Source organism: Dyella sp. SYSU CM1112 (assembly GCF_058216415.1).
In genome coordinates this window covers 266,610-281,952 of the sequence record NZ_JBZEGI010000002.1, presented here as the reverse complement: position 1 = coordinate 281,952, position 15,343 = coordinate 266,610, and the positions used below count along the sequence as shown (strand labels likewise).

Here is a 15,343-nt window from a genome sequence, read left to right as displayed (position 1 = left end):
GCGGTGCCCCTGGTAAGGATTGGGATATGAATGAGTACAAACCCTCCAAGACCGATGAGCAATGGCGCGCAAGCCTGGACCCGGAGCAGTATGCCGTTTGCCGCTGCTCGGCTACGGAGCCCCCGTTCAGTGGCAAGTGGTATCGGCATAAAGAGCCGGGCACTTATGTGTGCGTCGCATGCGGAACACCTTTATTCGCTTCCGAAACCAAATATGACTCCGGCTCGGGATGGCCTAGTTTTTTCCAGCCGATCAGGCGCGCCGCCATCAGCCTTGTCCCGGATGAAAGCCATGGGATGCACCGCACGGAGGTAAGGTGCGCTGTATGCGAGTCTCATCTGGGGCATGTCTTTCCGGATGGGCCCAAACCCACCGGCTTGCGCTATTGCATCAATTCCGTGGCGTTGGATTTCGAGCCACAACCATAGCCAGCTGGCAATGGTCGTCTTATTCCTCAATCCAGCAGGATGCTCACATGTGCGCTGACGCTGGCAGCGAGGGCGGCTAGGTCATAGCCGCCTTCAAGGGTGGAAACCAGCCTGCCATCCGCATGTGTCCTGGCCAGATCGACGAGACGCTCGGTCATCCAGGCATAGTCTTCGGTTTCCAGCCTGATATCTGCGAGCGGGTCATGGCGATGGGCATCAAATCCCGCCGAAATCAGCACCAATTGCGGTCTGAAGGCATGCAGGCGCGGGAGTAAGACATCATTCCACACGCCGCGAAATTCATATGAGCCATCCCCAGCAGACAGCGGCGCGTTGACGATATTGCCGACCCCCTGCTCCTCCACGCCCCCGGTGCCGGGGTAAAGCGGCGACTGGTGAGTCGACAGGAACAGCACGCGCGGATCGTGCTGGAAAATATCCTGAGTGCCGTTGCCGTGATGCACATCGAAATCGGCGATCGCCACGCGTTTCAGTCCATGTGCGGTTAGAGCGTGAGCGGCTCCCACCGCAATGTTGTTGAACAAGCAGAATCCCATGGCTGTCTCCGCGGTGGCGTGATGGCCTGGGGGGCGTACCGCGCAGAAAGCCCTGTTGGTGGAGCCGCCGACCACGGCGTCGACAGCGGCGACAACCGCACCTGCTGCCCGCAAGGCAGCCTCCAGCGAGGCGGGAGACATCAGCGTGTCTTCATCCAGCCTTACCGTTCCGGACGCGGGCGACAGGGAAAAGATCCGCTCGATGTGCTCGGGAGTATGAACACGCAATAGCTGTTCCCGGCTCACCCGCGGCGCCTCGATACGATCCACCGCTGCAAAACGGTCCTGATCCAGCGCTTGTAGGACGGCGCGCAGGCGAGCGGGCGATTCCGAATGCCCGGGGCCAGGGTCGTGCTGCAGGCAGTCGGTGTGGGTAAACAGCTGCAGCATGACGCTCAGGCTTTCGGCTTGCGGCGGCGTTCGTGCTGCCAGAGTACTTCGCCATGGCCGCCCGAACGGGCGAGCACGCGCCCCAGTACAAACAACAGATCGGACAGGCGGTTGAGATAGCGCTGCGCTTGAGGCCTGACCGCCTCGATACGGCCCAGAGCAATGACCTCGCGTTCGGCGCGACGACATACCGTGCGAGCCAAGTGGCAGCAAGAGGCTGCCATGCCGCCGCCGGGCAGGATGAAATCCTTCAAGGGCGGCAGTGGTTCGTTGAAACGGTCGAGCACTTCCTCAAGTCGAAGAATGTCTGCATCGTCGATCATGGCCATACCGGGGATGCAGAGCTCTCCGCCCAGATCGAACAGTTCGTGCTGCACCTGTGTAAGCGCTTCGCGAACTGCATCGACACCCTCGCACGCCAGCACCATGCCGATGGTGCTGTTCAGTTCGTCGACCGTGCCGTATGCAGCAACGCGGGCGGAATCTTTGGGGACCCGCGAGCCATCCCCCAGGCCGGTGCTGCCATCGTCACCGGTACGGGTATAAATCTTCGAAAGGCGATTTCCCATCAGATGTAAGTGACGCTCAGTGCTGCATTTGTCCGCTGTGCTGCGAAAGGCGCGACAGCTGCGTCGCCATTACATGCAGCACTGCGCCCAAGCCAACGTAGAGCGAGGTGGTCTGCAGGAACGGCAGGTACCAATCACCGAGATTGACAAACCAAGCTGCAAAGCTCTTCGGTGCCGGCACATGGCTGCTCAACCAATAGAAGCTGCCGCTGGAAATGAGATAGCAAGCGCCCTCGCTTACCCACAACACCGCGACGGCCAGGGCCAGGGTGGAAAGCCGCAGCCCTTGCTGGCGTTTCGCCAACCAGCTGCCACCGATCCAGAGTGCACCATAAGCGGGGATCAGGAACCAGTAGCCGGCCGAAACGCAGTAGTGGCTCCAAAAGCTGATGCCCATGTGCGTGATAACCAGGTAATCGACCAGCACGGCTTCCGCCATCAGCAATGGAAAAGCCCAGCGGCCCAAACCGCGCAACCAGAAACCAGCTAGGAAGAACACACCCCAGCTTGCGTCAGGCAAGGCATTGAAATGGTGCATGCGGGTTGCCGCCATCACCAGGGCGAGCCCCGCCAAGATGCCAAGGCGCTGGGTCTGTGTCGTAAACATGTGGAACTCCAAATAGACAGGCGACTCGTGAGAGACAATCAGTTTAGCCCAATTGCGGGGATTCTCATGCGTCGAGAGTCGTTCACAACGCGTATCATCCCTGCATGACTTCTTCTTCTCCATTTCTTCCCGAAGGCAGTGTGTTGATCGTCGGTGGCGGCTTGGTGGGTGCAAGCTTGGCCATTGCGTTGGACAAAGCCGGTTGCAAAGTCACCCTGGTAGAGGCTGCCGCCCCGCGGGTCGATGCCCAGCCCAGCTATGACGAACGCAATCTTGCACTGGCGCGTGCCACGGTAAATGGATTGACAGCCATCGGTGTATGGCCATTTGCAGCGGCGCAGGCCACGCCCATCCATCACATCCACGTAAGTCGAGCCGGGGAATTCGGCAGCACCCGGCTGGATGCTGCCAAGCACGGAGTGGATGCCCTGGGGTGGACCTTGCCGGCGCGCGAGTTGGGCGCTGCCTTGCTGCAGGGGCTTGATGCATGCCAGCGGCTGGTGCGCCTGGCTCCTGCCAGCCTCACGGGCCTTACCCGGCACACGGAAGGTTGGCGTGCGGAGATTCGCACCTCGGAGGGCATCCAGCATATCGATGCTGCCTTGCTGGTCGGTGCGGATGGCACGGAATCTTTTGTGCGTGCACAGCTTGGCATCGAGGCTGATATTCACGATTACAAGCAAACGCTGTTTGTATGCACGGTCACTCCGGAACGCGATCCGGCCCATCGTGCCTGGGAGCGTTTTTCCGATGAAGGGCCGGTGGCCCTGCTGCCGCTATCCGAGCGACGCTGCGGCTTGGTGCTGACAGTTCCGTCCAATATCGCAGCGGACGTCTCTGCCGCTTCCGATGCGGAGTTCGTTGCGCTGGCTCAGCGGCGCTTCGGTTGGCGGCTCGGCCGATTGACTCGTCCGGGCAAACGCTTTCCCTATGCCATTCGACGCGTGGCCGCCCGTCGTCTTACTGATTTCCGTGCGGTGCTGGTAGGTAACGCCGCACAGACCGTGCATCCGATCGGTGCGCAGGGCTTCAATCTTGGTCTGCGCGATGCGCTGACACTTGCGGAACTGGTAGCAGGGGCTCCCGATCCTGGCGCTTCGTCATTGCTGGAGCGTTATGCGGCGCAGCGGGCTCCAGATCGCGAGGGCACCATGGGCATGAGCCATGATTTGATTCGCTTCGCCTGCATGCCTCAGCCCTTGCTGGCGCCTTTGCGGTCGCTGGCCTTGCTGGCTTACGACCGTGTGCCACCGCTGCAGCAGGTGCTGGCGCGGCGCGGCATGGGATTCAGGGGCACGCCGCCGCGAGCTGTTTTGGAGCATCTGCCATGAGAACGGTTCCTGCGGTTCAACGTCGTGCGCCGGCATTGGACGTTGCCGTGGTTGGTGGAGGCATGGTCGGGGCTGCTGCGGCGCTTGCCCTAAGCAAGGCGGGTTTTGCGACCGCGCTATTGGAGGCGAGACCACCCGCTGCTTGGAATCCCGAAGATGAGCTGGATCTTCGCGTCGTGGGATTAGCACCATCTTCCATCAAGCTTTTGGATGAGCTGGGCGTTTGGGCATCCATTCGAGCGGCACGTGCTTCTCCCTACGCGCATATGCACGTATGGGAGGCCGCGAACGGAGCAGCGATCCATTTCAATGCTGCGGACGAAGGTCGTGACCTGCTCGGCTATATCGTCGAAAACAATCTTGTGCAATGGATGCTCTGGCAATCGCTGGAAGCGGCCGGTGTGCAGCGACTTTGCCCGGCCACGGTTGAATCTTTCGAGGCACGTTCCGATCGCATCGTTTTGGGCATGGCGGATGGCGAAAGTATCGCTGTGCGTTTGCTTGTCGCGGCCGATGGCGGTCACTCTCCGTTACGGAGGCATGCCGGGATTGCCACGCATGGTCGTGACTATGTGCAGCGTGCCGTGGTGGCGCACGTTTCTACGGAGCGGCCACATGCGCAGGCGTGCTGGCAACGGTTTTTGCCGACGGGACCGCTGGCTTTCCTCCCGTTGCTGGATGGCCGCAGTTCCATTGTGTGGTCGTTGCCGGAAAGCGAGGCACAGCGAGTGCTATCGCTAGATGACGAAGCCTTTGCCCGGGAGCTTGGCCTCGCAAGCGATTTCCGCCTCGGGCCGATCACGGCGACAACACGACGCACCGCTTTTCCCCTGAAACTGCAACTTACCGACGCCTATCAGGCCGAGCGCTTCGTCTTGCTCGGCGATGCGGCCCACGTTGTCCACCCGTTGGCTGGGCAAGGGGTGAACCTTGGTCTGAGAGATGTTGTTGAACTACGCGATACGCTTATGGCAGCGCGCGAAGCAGGGCGGGATTTCGCCTCCTCGCAGGTGCTACGTCGTTATGCGCGCCGTCGTCGAAGTGCAGACACCATCGATGCCTATGGCTTTGATGCGCTCGCGCGCATTTACGCGTGGCAAGGTGCACCGTGGGCGGCCATGCGGGGACGGGGAGTTCGTGCCATCGATCGCTTGTTGCCATTGAAGCGGCGCATGGCGATGCACGCAGCAGGGCTTTCGTAAATCAAAACCATCGGGTGGTATGACCTGTCATCTGGGATAGCAGGTGTGCGCCTTTCACATTCCAAACAAGGAAAATCGTCTCATGCGCTTTGTCCGAATGATTGGTCTTGCGTTGCTGGCCTGCGCGACTTTTGCTGCGCAGGCCAAGATGGTGCATCGTCCGGTGCAATGGACCTTGGACGGTACGCACTTCAAAAGTGTTTTGGTTTATGACGACAGCAGCCAGGCCAAGCGCCCCGGGCTAGTCATGGTGCCGAATTGGTATGGAGTGAATGAAGCGGCCGTGCAGAAAGCGGACATGATCGCCGGCAAGGATTATGTGATCCTGCTGACGGACATGTATGGAGAAAACGTGCGGCCCCAGCCTGGACATGCCGATCAGGCCGAAGCGGCAACGAAGCCGTTGTATAGCAATCGTGGCTTGATGCGCAAACGCATCAACGAAGCGCTGGCACAGCTAAAGGCCCAGGCAGCGAGTGCTCCGATCGATCTGCACAAGCTTGCCGCCATCGGCTTTTGTTTTGGTGGTACTGCCGTATTGGATTTGGCTCGCAGTGGGGCGGATGTGGCTGCGGTAGTGTCCTTTCACGGCGGCTTGACGACGGATAATCCCGCGTTGGCGAAAAACATCAAGGCACGCGTGCTTGCGATGAATGGCGCGGACGATAAGGGCACGATGCCGGATGCGGATAAATTCATGGACGAAATGCGCGCCAGTCCGGCTGACTGGGAATTCGTGGTAATCGGCCATGCCGTGCATTGCTTCACGGAGGTGGGCGAGAACTCACCGGGTTGCAAATATGATGCGCGCGCAGCCGCTCGCAGTTATCGACTTATGCATGATTGGCTGCACTCAGCGTTCAATGGCGTGCCTTGATCCACGTGTGTGTCCGACGATCTCGCGGCAAAGCAAGCCGATGTCTGGCACATGGGGAGAAAGGGTATATCGACCCGAAGAATGCCGAGCGGTCAGAAAGTGCGCTGCACCGAATAATCAGCTAGCGTGGCCAAGGCATCGCGGTAAGAAGAAGAAGGAAGCGTGGTTAGCGCTTCACGAGCAGCGCGGGCATGCCGCAACGCACATTCGCGGGTACGTTCGATAGCGCCGGATTCGCGGATGGCGGTAACGATGTGGTCAAGTGATCCTAGTCCGCCATGTTCAATGGCATGGCGCATCTCTCGCGCTTGCTCTGCGCTGACACACTGGAGCGCGTAAATCAGCGGCAATGTAGGCTTGCCTTCGGCGAGGTCGTCGCCGATGTTCTTACCCAGCGTGCCGGCATCGCTCACATAGTCCAGCAAGTCATCCGCGATCTGGAAGGCATAGCCCAACTGCATGCCGTACCGGCGCAGCGCTGCGACCTGGGTATCTGCAAGGCCGCCCAGCAGGCCACCGAGCTGGGTGGCCGCGGCAAACAGTACCGCTGTCTTGCGCTCGATAACTGCAAGGTAGGCGGCCTCGTTGACGTCGGCGTTGCCGATGTTGAGCAACTGCAAAACTTCGCCTTCGGCGATGGTATTGGTGGTATCAGCGAGGATGCGCATGATGCGCATGTCATCCAGCTCCACCATCAGCTGGAAGGAGCGGGAATACAGGAAGTCGCCAACCAGCACGCTGGCAGCGTTGCCCCACAGTGCATTTGCGGTCTTACGGCCTCGGCGAAGGTCCGATTCATCCACTACGTCGTCATGCAATAGCGTCGAGGTATGGATGAACTCGATCACTGCCGCCAGCTTGATGTGTTTGTCGCCAGCATACCCGGCCGAACGGGCGGCCAAAGCATGCAGCATCGGCCGCAGGCGTTTGCCACCGCCAGCGATGATGTGGTCGGCAATCTGATTGATCAGCACTACGTCGGACGCTAGCCGTTGGCGCACCAGGCCATCGATGCGCTGCATATCGCCCTCGGCGAGCGCGCGCACCCCGGCAAAGTCACGTGCGGGGTTGATGGTCTGGAGAACGGAAGTGTTCATGCGGCTGGGGCTGGACATAGAACCCCGATTATAGGGCCTGCGCTTGCAGTCCGCGTGACTTACCCCTTCTTCTTGTGGTTGCCCCGGCGTAATGCCGTCCTGAATTTCACGCAAGATGTGATGGTCAAGGATGACACCGCAAAGGGTGCTATGCCGGCATCCCGTCCCGAGCCCTATGCTAGGATGCTCGGTCAGCCATATCAGGCATTGTTTTCGAGGGATCTCATGGCGCGCGGCATTAATAAAGTCATCCTGGTCGGCAACCTCGGCGCGGACCCTGAAGTCCGTTACACCACGGGGGGTACGGCGGTCGCCAGCCTCAGCGTTGCGACTTCCGAGCAGTGGACCGACAAGCAGAGCGGCCAGAAGCAAGAGCGCACCGAATGGCACCGCGTCAAGCTATTTGGCCGTCTGGCCGAAATTGCCGGCGAATACCTCAAGAAGGGGCGCCAGGTATATGTCGAGGGATCGCTCCGGACCGACAAATACACGGGCAAAGACGGTGTCGAACGTTATTCCACCGACATCATCGCCAGCGATTTGCAAATGCTGGGCGGTGGCGGCGAGGGTGGTGCCGCAGGTAGCGGCGGTGGTTACCGCGAGCGCTCGCAGGGAGGCGGCAGTCCTCGCCAGAGCGGTGGCGATTACGGCAGCGCGCCTCAGCGCCAGTCGGCTCCGCCGCCGGAAATGAACAACCAGTTTGATGACGACGACATTCCGTTCTGACCGGGACAATAGTTAGTTTGTAGGTCCATGAAGAGCGACTTGGTCGCTTTCTTCTCAAAAAGTCGCTTACTCAGGCTCGATCAAAACGCCTCGCTTCTGCAAAGAAGCGGGGCGTTTTTTCGTGCCTTCCGGGCCATCAGTTCGGCTGAATAGAACCCAGCAAGTCCGCAGTCCAGATCCAATTTTTGTATGAGGGTGACGGCCATGTTCGAGATGCCCAAGATCGCAGCGTGAATGCTTTGAAGATCGCCGGCTCATGTCACTGCACGCATGACGAATGCGGAGCAGGAACCTTACCGGTGCCGGATTGCCTACAAAACCAAGGATAGCCTGCAGGCAGCTAAGCCGCGCCGATTGAATGAACGGTCGTGGCAGACGTTGAACTTCGAAATACCGGTCGAACCAGTCCAGCAACGTATGGCGCTAACCGACTGAAGTCGTGACTCAACGCTGACATGTGGCTCTGTCCACAAGTATGGCAGCCGAGGTTGGACATTTGTCGGACAATTAGCGAACCTACAGGAGCAGCAGTGCATGGCACTGCAGCGAGCGAACCTGATTAGGAAGGGGCGGATGATGGGTAGTATCAAAGTACCGGGCGCACGCGCCTGGGTGAGCATGATCGTTGCGATGGGCTTTGCCTCGATAGTGATGGCGGCGCCAGACCAGACGACAGTCTGGAATGGCAAGGTGGCGCCGCTGGCGACGCCGTGGACGGCCGAGGTCTCGCCTCTCAATGCGCTGCCTGAGTATCCGCGCCCCCAGCTGGCCCGCCCGTCACTGGAACATCCACAGTGGATGAACCTTAACGGGCTGTGGCAGTACGCGCCGGATGATGGCCGAACCGCACTGCCATTCGGCCGGGCGCTGAAGGAACAGGTTTTGGTGCCGTATCCGATCGAGTCGGTGCTCTCCGGTGTGCAAAAGCATTCGGACTTCATGTTCTACCGCCGGCTGGTGAACATCCCGGCTGCCTTCGTCGTGCATGGTCAACACGTACGATTGAACTTCGGTGCGGTGGACTACGAGGCCACGGTGTATGTCAACGGTACGCGGGTCGCACATCACGCCGGCGGATATACATCTTTCAGCGCGGACATCACATCGGCGCTTCGCCCGCACGGTCCACAGGAGATCATCGTTGCCGTGCATGCGCCGGTGGATGGGGCCAACGTGATGATCGGCAAGCAGCGGCTGAAGCCCGAAGGCATCTTCTACACGGCAGCCTCAGGAATCTGGCAGTCGGTGTGGCTGGAGCCGGTGCCGGCCACCAGCCTGGCGCAACTGAACTTCACACCGGCGCACAGCCTCGACGCCTTCACCGTTACCTCGAAACTGCATGGCCCCGGCGAGGACGCCACACTACATGTCACCGCGTACGCGGATGGCAAAGTGGTGGGCGACGCGAGCGGACCGGCAGGCCAACCGCTGCATCTGGCCATCGCACATCCGCGCCTCTGGAGCCCGCAGGATCCTTTCCTGTACACCTTCAAGGCCACGCTTGCGAAAGGTGGCCAACGGGACGAAGTGACCAGCTACGCCGGCCTGCGCACCATCGCCGTCGAGAAGGTGGGCGGACGCAACCGTATCGTGCTCAATGGCAAGCCGACCTTCCTGCTGGCTACGTTGGACCAGGGCTACTGGCCGGATGGCATCTACACCGCACCCACCGACGCCGCGCTTAAATTCGATATACAGAAGACCAAGGACCTGGGCTTCAACACCATCCGCAAGCACATCAAAGTGGAGCCGGCGCGCTGGTATTACTGGGCCGACCGTATCGGCCTGATGGTGTGGCAGGACATGCCGGCACTACCGACCGGGAGCAATGACAAACTCAGCGCCGCCGACAAGGCGCGCTTCCGCGGCGACGTCTCGGCCATCGTCGAGCAGCTCAAAGGCGAGACCTCGATTATCGGCTGGATCCCGTTTAATGAGGGCTGGGGCCAGTGGAGCATTCCGGCCGCTGCCGAGCTGGCCGCGCAGATCAAGCAACTCGATCCCTCACGCTTGGTCGACGCACGCAGCGGCGCCAACTGTTGCGACACCAAGGGCGATCCGCACGCCGGCGACGTCTACGACGTGCATGACTATCAAGGTCCCGGCCTGCCCAGTCCGGACGCACAACGCGCCGCTATCGACGGCGAGCATGGTGGCCTGACCCTGGGCATTCCCGGCCATGTCTGGCCCAACACGCCGATCAACCCCTACGGCGCCGTAAAAGACCGCGCCGCGCTGACCGCCGGCTATGTTGCGAATACCGCGGTACTGCGCGACAAAGGCGTGCCGAAGGGGATGTCCGGCAGCGTCTATACCCAGATCACCGACGTCGAGGGCGAGCACAACGGCCTGTTCACCTACGATCGAAAAATCGAAAAGGTAGACGAGGCCAAGGTACGTGCGATCAATGAGGCAACGATACGCGCAGGCGACCTACGCTGAGATAGGCGTCTGGGGATAATGAGGTTGCCGATTTCCGCTGGCGTTCGCGCCGTACTCTGCAGGCCAGGATGTGTCATCGCCGGGGTCAGTTTTTTAGGCTGATCCCGGCGCATACGTCAAGGCTCATCTTGCTGGCGTTCTTGCCGTGAGTGAGAGGTTCGGACACGTTTGCCATCCGCTTTCGTCATCATTCCTGTGCTGAGGTCAACTTGTCGCCGAGACTGGATTGGCGGGATGTTCGGTCTCGCTTCGCTTCTTTGGCTTTACGCGTACTAGACCTCGGTAAACGGCATGGCATGCCGATTGCGATAAGCCTGGTGAAAACCTGCTGTGTGATGCAGCTGAGCGTTTTGTTTCCCGTTTTCGTCAGAAACGACACGGGCTAGGAAAAAGGTGTGCAAGCCGATTGTCTGGCTATGCACGATGGTTAACTCCTGCACGCACAGTGCCGCAGCGACGGCGGGGGTGCTGAATGTCGGCGATGGTCGAACCGAAAACGGAAGTGCGCTCCAGTCCATGAGAGGGTGCTTGTGGTGCTGGCTCAGTTTGTAAACGGACGCCTTCATCGTTGCGGGCACATGGGATAGAACAACCCTGTGCACCTCACGTATCACCGGTTCTGAAACGTTGGTGTTGCGCAGTGCGAGTGAAAAGAGGCCGCTACGCTTCAGGGGGCCGATCAAATCCATTGGAAAGATATTCTGATGGTCCGGTACATCCACGGAGACCAGCACAACCGGCCGTGGACACAAGTAGGCGATCATGAGCTGCTGTGCGGCGGCAGGTGCCATATTGAGATGATTTGCGGAGCGATTCCTGAGCATGCTCCGGTTTTGGAGCCATGCGTTCCACGAACGCATGGGCCATCCTAAGCAATAGTGTTCACCAGCGGTGACGCGATAAAACGTGAGGGATGTGTCTTCGATAACGACGGACTCTGCCCGCAGCAGGTGCAATACACCGAGAAGTTTTCCAGTTGCGCTATCGGTGTACTCCAATACAGGACATGGGCCACCATCAACGCTGGTTGCGATGATGAGCGGGTTGAGCGACGCCACGGTGTGATCGGTGGTGACGTCGGCGAAGTTACCTGCCCAGTGCAAGCTCGCAGTCACTATCTGGGCATGAGGAGCGACGGCAATCGGCGTCCACTGCGGAAGCGGGCGCACGAGTCGCTTTAGCCAATCCCTTACCATTTCAAATACGCCGCAGCAGCAAAAACATGTACAACTCGGTGGCCCATCCGAAACCGTGGGGAGTAAGGTTTTCGAGCCGGAAATAGGGGGCTGCGGCCTGTGCCACCACACGTGGCACAAAACGATGGATCCGGCTTTCACTGGGAATGGCGTAGTGACCTTGCCGCACAAGATTTATTAGGTTTTTTCGCCACCACCCATAACGGGCATCGCCCAGGTAATAAGGATTAAGCATGCTCGCAAGAACGATGCCGCCCTGGTGGACGATCTGCGCAAGTTCTTCGAACAGAGATGTGTGGTTTTCGAAATGATTGAGGACCGCAAAATTCGCCGTGACTGCCTGCACCTTGCAGCGCAGCGGCAGCGTGACTTCAATGACGGTTTTGCGCTCTATCTCATCGCCGCAGTGGCGTATCAAAGATTCGCGCATGCTCTCCGCAGGCTCATATACGAAAGTTTGGTATCCATGGGCGGCATAGGTCTTGGCGTCTATGCCAGTTCCGGCGCCAAAGTCGAGGATATGCGCTCCCTTTGGCAATAGATTCAGAACCATCTTTTGAAATCTATCCCGCACCATCCGGTCCCGCGGCGAGGTCAAAAAGAAGTTGTGGTACTGCTCTCCGGTATGCACGTCATCGACCGCCTTTGCTGACAAACCCTTTGCCGTTTTGATGGCCGATGCGGCGTGCGCTGATCTCCGGGTGACCGGTGGTGCAAACTGAAAGGCCCTGTTCCAGTGAGTGCCGATTTCGTCAGCAGGGGTTGCCGCGTGCCACGTGCGGGCGTTTGGCGCCCTGCAGCGGCACCTGCAGGGCGGCTAAAAATACTTAGCCGAAAGCTACCTGGGCCACAGGATTGTTTAGGGCGTGCTGTCTGTGCATGGCAAATAAGACTCGAGCGGATTGCTTTCTCCCCCTTGCCAAAGGCAATGCAGCTGGCTGGCATGCAGGCGCAGGATGCGGCGCAGTTCCATGATGGCTTGCGGCGTTTCCTGCACGTTATGCCAGGAGGGCACGACAAGCTCGGAATCCGCGCCTTCGAGATGCGCGCTTGCGTAAGGCACTACGCCATCGTCGGATTCGGTCAGCGGCCCCTTTGACTTATACATGCCGACGATGGTGTGGTAGTGCACCTTGGAAGAAATGGGCAAGGTACTGGACGCCTTGATGAAAGGATCCTCGTCGCTGAGATTATCGATGCTGGTGGGAATCCGCGCGGGTGTGCCCGGTTCGGCATTCTTACCTTGCATGGCGTCGGTGATGCCTTTTCCTTCCTCCAGCAGTGTCAGGGGCAGCCGTATCAGGCTCCGGATCCAGCGCGCGACTGTCCATTGTGCGACGGGCGTACCGCGATGCGGCGCGGCAAGAAATATCGCACGCGTCACTTGCGGCATGGGTCGGAATTGCAGATAGGGAGCGAGACGTTGCCGCAGTTTCTGCCGTTGTTGCGCGGACAGTCCGGGCCGTTCGCGGATGATGCCCCATAGTTTGTCGTCGCTTGAGGAGACTAACAGGCGTGCAATCACACCGCCCATGCTGTGGCCGATCAATACGATATGGTGGGAGGCGACCGCATGACCTGAAGGATCAAAGTGCTGCAAGGTATCGTCGATGGCCTTGCGGATCTGCATCAAATTGACGGCTACCGGGACATTGGTGGGGTAATACACCTCCCAAACCTGGTAAGTGCGACGCAGTTGTTCGTCACCCATCAATTCATTGACGACATTGATCCAGGCTTCCGGGCTGCTGGCTAAGCCGTGCAGCATGATGACGGTCAGCCGGTTCGGATCGTAGGGCTGCATCAGCAGCACCTCCGGTTTGCTCAGGCCGCCACGTCCGAACAGGGAGCGAAGCGACTCCGTGGCGAAATTGGATTGCGCAAGCCAGACGCCATAGGGCGCGGTGAAATTGGCCGCGAGGGGAATGGTCTGGCCGTCGAGCTTGATGGAGCTGTCCAGGTAGGGGTTCTTGGCGAAGACGCGTACGTCGTGCGTATCGAGAACGCTTTGCAGTGTTTCACCGGGAAACTCCAGGACGGCGGTCAGGGGTACATAGTGGGATTCTTGCCAGGCTGCATTATTGGGAGGAGTGGCGCCGATGGCGACGAATGCCGAGCCAAAACCGTCGCGACGATACACATCGCGTAAGCCGCTAAAGCGCAATCCCTCAGCAGGAAGGAGCTTTTGGGGAATCCGGTCACCGGATCCCAGGTACACATCGGAATCCGGTCTGAGCAGATTCCACCCTGCGACCGGTGTGCTGATCCATCCTGTGCCGAGTGTGGGCAGCAAGCGAAAAAAGCTCACCACCGCACGCTGGGTGGCGTAGTTATAGAAATCCAGGACCTGCGATTGACGTGCCTCGAAGACGCGCGCACCGGGGCTGCGTGGCGTATAGAACAGATAGGCATAGGCGTAGCGTGCGGATTGCAGATAGGCGTCCAGTGCCGTATCGGTGATCGGCTCGCCTTTGCGGGAGTGGTCAGTCTGAATGGCGAATGCCAGCCACAACTCCGATAGTGCCGATAGGCGGCGTTCGTCATCCAGGCCATCGGTATAAAGCAAGGTATGGGTGCAGCGTGGAAAATTGTCAGCGCACGTAGTGTGGGTGAGCGCCACCACGTTGAGCGCTTGCACCGTGCTGTCGCTCAGCGTCCGGGTATTCAAGATATCGCTGCGCCGCTGGGCTGCGTAGTCGCGCTGTGCAACGTGATGGATGCCCACCATGTTGCAGCCAGAAACGAGCAGCAAAGTCGCCATTGCAACAACGCGCATTATCCGGTTTTGCTTGCGGCCTTTCATCGGTTCTTCTCGCATCTGGAAGCAGGATGAGCGGTCGTTGCCGTTTTATTATCCACGCAACGGCCGCGCCGGGAGAAGGTGGATGATCGTGCGTTGGGTTGTCTACGTGCCGCTTGCGCTGATTGTTGTGCTATCGGGCGGGTGGAGCGTTTTGGCGTTGTGGTACCAGTTTCCCGGAGGTTGGGTATCCCGCGCGCTGGCAGGTATCGCCTGGGCGTCGGGCACGGCAGTGTTGCTGGCTTGGGCCTGGCATCGGCGTACGGGTCTGCCCATCGGGGTGTACGCGCTGGTCTTCATGACCTTGCTTGCATGGTGGAGCACGATTACGCCGACACATCATCGCGACTGGGCTGATGATGTCTCCCGTTCCCTGAGCGGAAGCGTGGAGGGTCATGTCGTTACCCTGCACAACGTACGCAATTTCAATTGGCGTTCCGAGAGCGACTATGACATTCACTGGGAGACGCGTCGCTACGATCTTGATCGTCTGAATAGCGCCGACATCATTCTTTCATCATGGGGAATGCCAGGCATTGTGCATGCGTTGCTATCCTTCGGATTCGATGACGGTTCGCATGTGGTTTTTTCGGTGGAGGTTCGCCGGCAGCGACACCAGGCCTTTTCGTCGATCGGCGGTTTCTTCAAGCATTTTGAACGCACTATCGTGGCGGCAGACGAACGCGACGTGGTGCGCGTGCGTACCAATGTGCGTGGCGAGACAGACTATCTCTATCGTCTGCGCATGGATAAAGCCACGATGCGTGCACTATTCCTGTCGTATGTGCAGGAGGCCAATGAGCTGGCGACCAAGCCGGCCTTCTACAATACGGTGACGTCCAATTGCGTGACGATCGTCTACCAGATGGCCAAGAAGCTTGATCCTGGCTTGCCGTACGACTATCGCCTGCTGCTTACGGCGTATCTGCCCAGTTATTTGTATGAAGTGGGGGCGCTGGATACCCGTTATCCGCTATCGATGTTGACGCGAGAGGGAAATATCACCGCACGTGCGCGGGCCACAGGGCCGAATGACGATTTTTCGCGTGCGATCCGCACACCGCCGGAACCGTAGGACCCGTCGAAAGGCTACTGCGGAACGGGATAGATACGGCATGTAA

The 15,343-nt window shown here is 59.4% G+C and carries 14 protein-coding genes; 7 read left to right on the top strand and 7 right to left on the bottom strand.

Translation table 11 applies throughout. The features are described 5' to 3' along the window. Window positions 1–26: 26 nt before the first annotated feature. On the top strand, window positions 27–428 hold the full coding sequence (msrB, locus tag AC4HNJ_RS04355; RefSeq protein WP_490478298.1) for a peptide-methionine (R)-S-oxide reductase MsrB: 402 nt from the start codon (window positions 27–29) through the stop codon (window positions 426–428). 26 nt (window positions 429–454) lie between these two features. Here msrB and AC4HNJ_RS04350 read toward each other — a convergent pair whose 3' ends face one another. Genes AC4HNJ_RS04350 through AC4HNJ_RS04340 form a run of 3 tightly spaced genes read right to left on the bottom strand, consistent with a single transcriptional unit; the run spans window position 455 to window position 2,551 of the window. Further along, window positions 455–1,375: a histone deacetylase family protein gene (locus AC4HNJ_RS04350; protein WP_490478297.1), complete on the bottom strand. Its 921-nt coding sequence runs from the start codon at window positions 1,373–1,375 to the stop codon at window positions 455–457. Between the two features lie 5 nt (window positions 1,376–1,380). Continuing rightward, entirely contained in the window at window positions 1,381–1,944 is a 564-nt protein-coding gene (locus tag AC4HNJ_RS04345) for a cob(I)yrinic acid a,c-diamide adenosyltransferase (RefSeq protein WP_490478296.1), read from the bottom strand. Between the two features lie 16 nt (window positions 1,945–1,960). Continuing rightward, the gene (locus tag AC4HNJ_RS04340) at window positions 1,961–2,551 is read right to left on the bottom strand and encodes a hypothetical protein (protein ID WP_490478295.1); all 591 of its coding nucleotides are present in this window, start codon (window positions 2,549–2,551) and stop codon (window positions 1,961–1,963) included. A 104-nt stretch (window positions 2,552–2,655) separates the two neighbouring features. On the opposite strand from AC4HNJ_RS04340, the gene ubiH reads away from it, so the two are divergent. From ubiH to AC4HNJ_RS04325, 3 genes are all read left to right on the top strand, one after another. After that, window positions 2,656–3,882: a 2-octaprenyl-6-methoxyphenyl hydroxylase gene (ubiH, locus tag AC4HNJ_RS04335; RefSeq protein ID WP_490478294.1), complete on the top strand. Its 1,227-nt coding sequence runs from the start codon at window positions 2,656–2,658 to the stop codon at window positions 3,880–3,882. Then, window positions 3,879–5,084, top strand: coding sequence for an FAD-dependent oxidoreductase (locus AC4HNJ_RS04330; protein ID WP_490478293.1), 1,206 nt, complete (start codon window positions 3,879–3,881; stop codon window positions 5,082–5,084). The genes ubiH and AC4HNJ_RS04330 overlap by 4 nt, the downstream gene beginning before the upstream one ends. 82 nt (window positions 5,085–5,166) lie before the next feature. Next, window positions 5,167–5,961: a dienelactone hydrolase family protein gene (locus AC4HNJ_RS04325; protein WP_490478292.1), complete on the top strand. Its 795-nt coding sequence runs from the start codon at window positions 5,167–5,169 to the stop codon at window positions 5,959–5,961. A 92-nt stretch (window positions 5,962–6,053) separates the two neighbouring features. Here the strand turns inward: AC4HNJ_RS04325 and AC4HNJ_RS04320 are convergent, their stop codons facing one another. After that, window positions 6,054–7,058, bottom strand: a complete 1,005-nt coding sequence (locus AC4HNJ_RS04320; protein WP_490478291.1) for a polyprenyl synthetase family protein — start codon at window positions 7,056–7,058, stop codon at window positions 6,054–6,056. Between the two features lie 225 nt (window positions 7,059–7,283). Here AC4HNJ_RS04320 and ssb point away from each other — a divergent pair, with 225 nt between their 5' ends. Beyond that, complete coding sequence (gene ssb / locus AC4HNJ_RS04315) at window positions 7,284–7,784, top strand: single-stranded DNA-binding protein (RefSeq protein WP_490478290.1); 501 nt, start codon at window positions 7,284–7,286, stop codon at window positions 7,782–7,784. A gap of 573 nt (window positions 7,785–8,357) precedes the next feature. Then, window positions 8,358–10,226: a glycoside hydrolase family 2 protein gene (locus tag AC4HNJ_RS04310; RefSeq protein WP_490478289.1), complete on the top strand. Its 1,869-nt coding sequence runs from the start codon at window positions 8,358–8,360 to the stop codon at window positions 10,224–10,226. Between the two features lie 272 nt (window positions 10,227–10,498). Here AC4HNJ_RS04310 and AC4HNJ_RS04305 read toward each other — a convergent pair whose 3' ends face one another. From AC4HNJ_RS04305 to AC4HNJ_RS04295, 3 genes are all read right to left on the bottom strand, one after another. After that, the gene (locus tag AC4HNJ_RS04305; protein WP_490478288.1) at window positions 10,499–11,422 is read right to left on the bottom strand and encodes a flavin reductase; all 924 of its coding nucleotides are present in this window, start codon (window positions 11,420–11,422) and stop codon (window positions 10,499–10,501) included. Between the two features lies 1 nt (window position 11,423). After that, window positions 11,424–12,053 carry a class I SAM-dependent methyltransferase gene (locus AC4HNJ_RS04300; protein WP_490478287.1) on the bottom strand — a complete coding sequence of 210 codons (630 nt, stop codon included), beginning with the start codon at window positions 12,051–12,053 and terminating at the stop codon, window positions 11,424–11,426. Window positions 12,054–12,281: 228 nt separating this feature from the next. Next, window positions 12,282–14,198: an esterase/lipase family protein gene (locus AC4HNJ_RS04295; RefSeq protein WP_490478286.1), complete on the bottom strand. Its 1,917-nt coding sequence runs from the start codon at window positions 14,196–14,198 to the stop codon at window positions 12,282–12,284. A gap of 109 nt (window positions 14,199–14,307) precedes the next feature. Between AC4HNJ_RS04295 and AC4HNJ_RS04290 the strand changes: the two genes are divergently transcribed. Further along, window positions 14,308–15,297 carry an Lnb N-terminal periplasmic domain-containing protein gene (locus tag AC4HNJ_RS04290; RefSeq protein WP_490478285.1) on the top strand — a complete coding sequence of 330 codons (990 nt, stop codon included), beginning with the start codon at window positions 14,308–14,310 and terminating at the stop codon, window positions 15,295–15,297. Window positions 15,298–15,343: the final 46 nt, after the last annotated feature.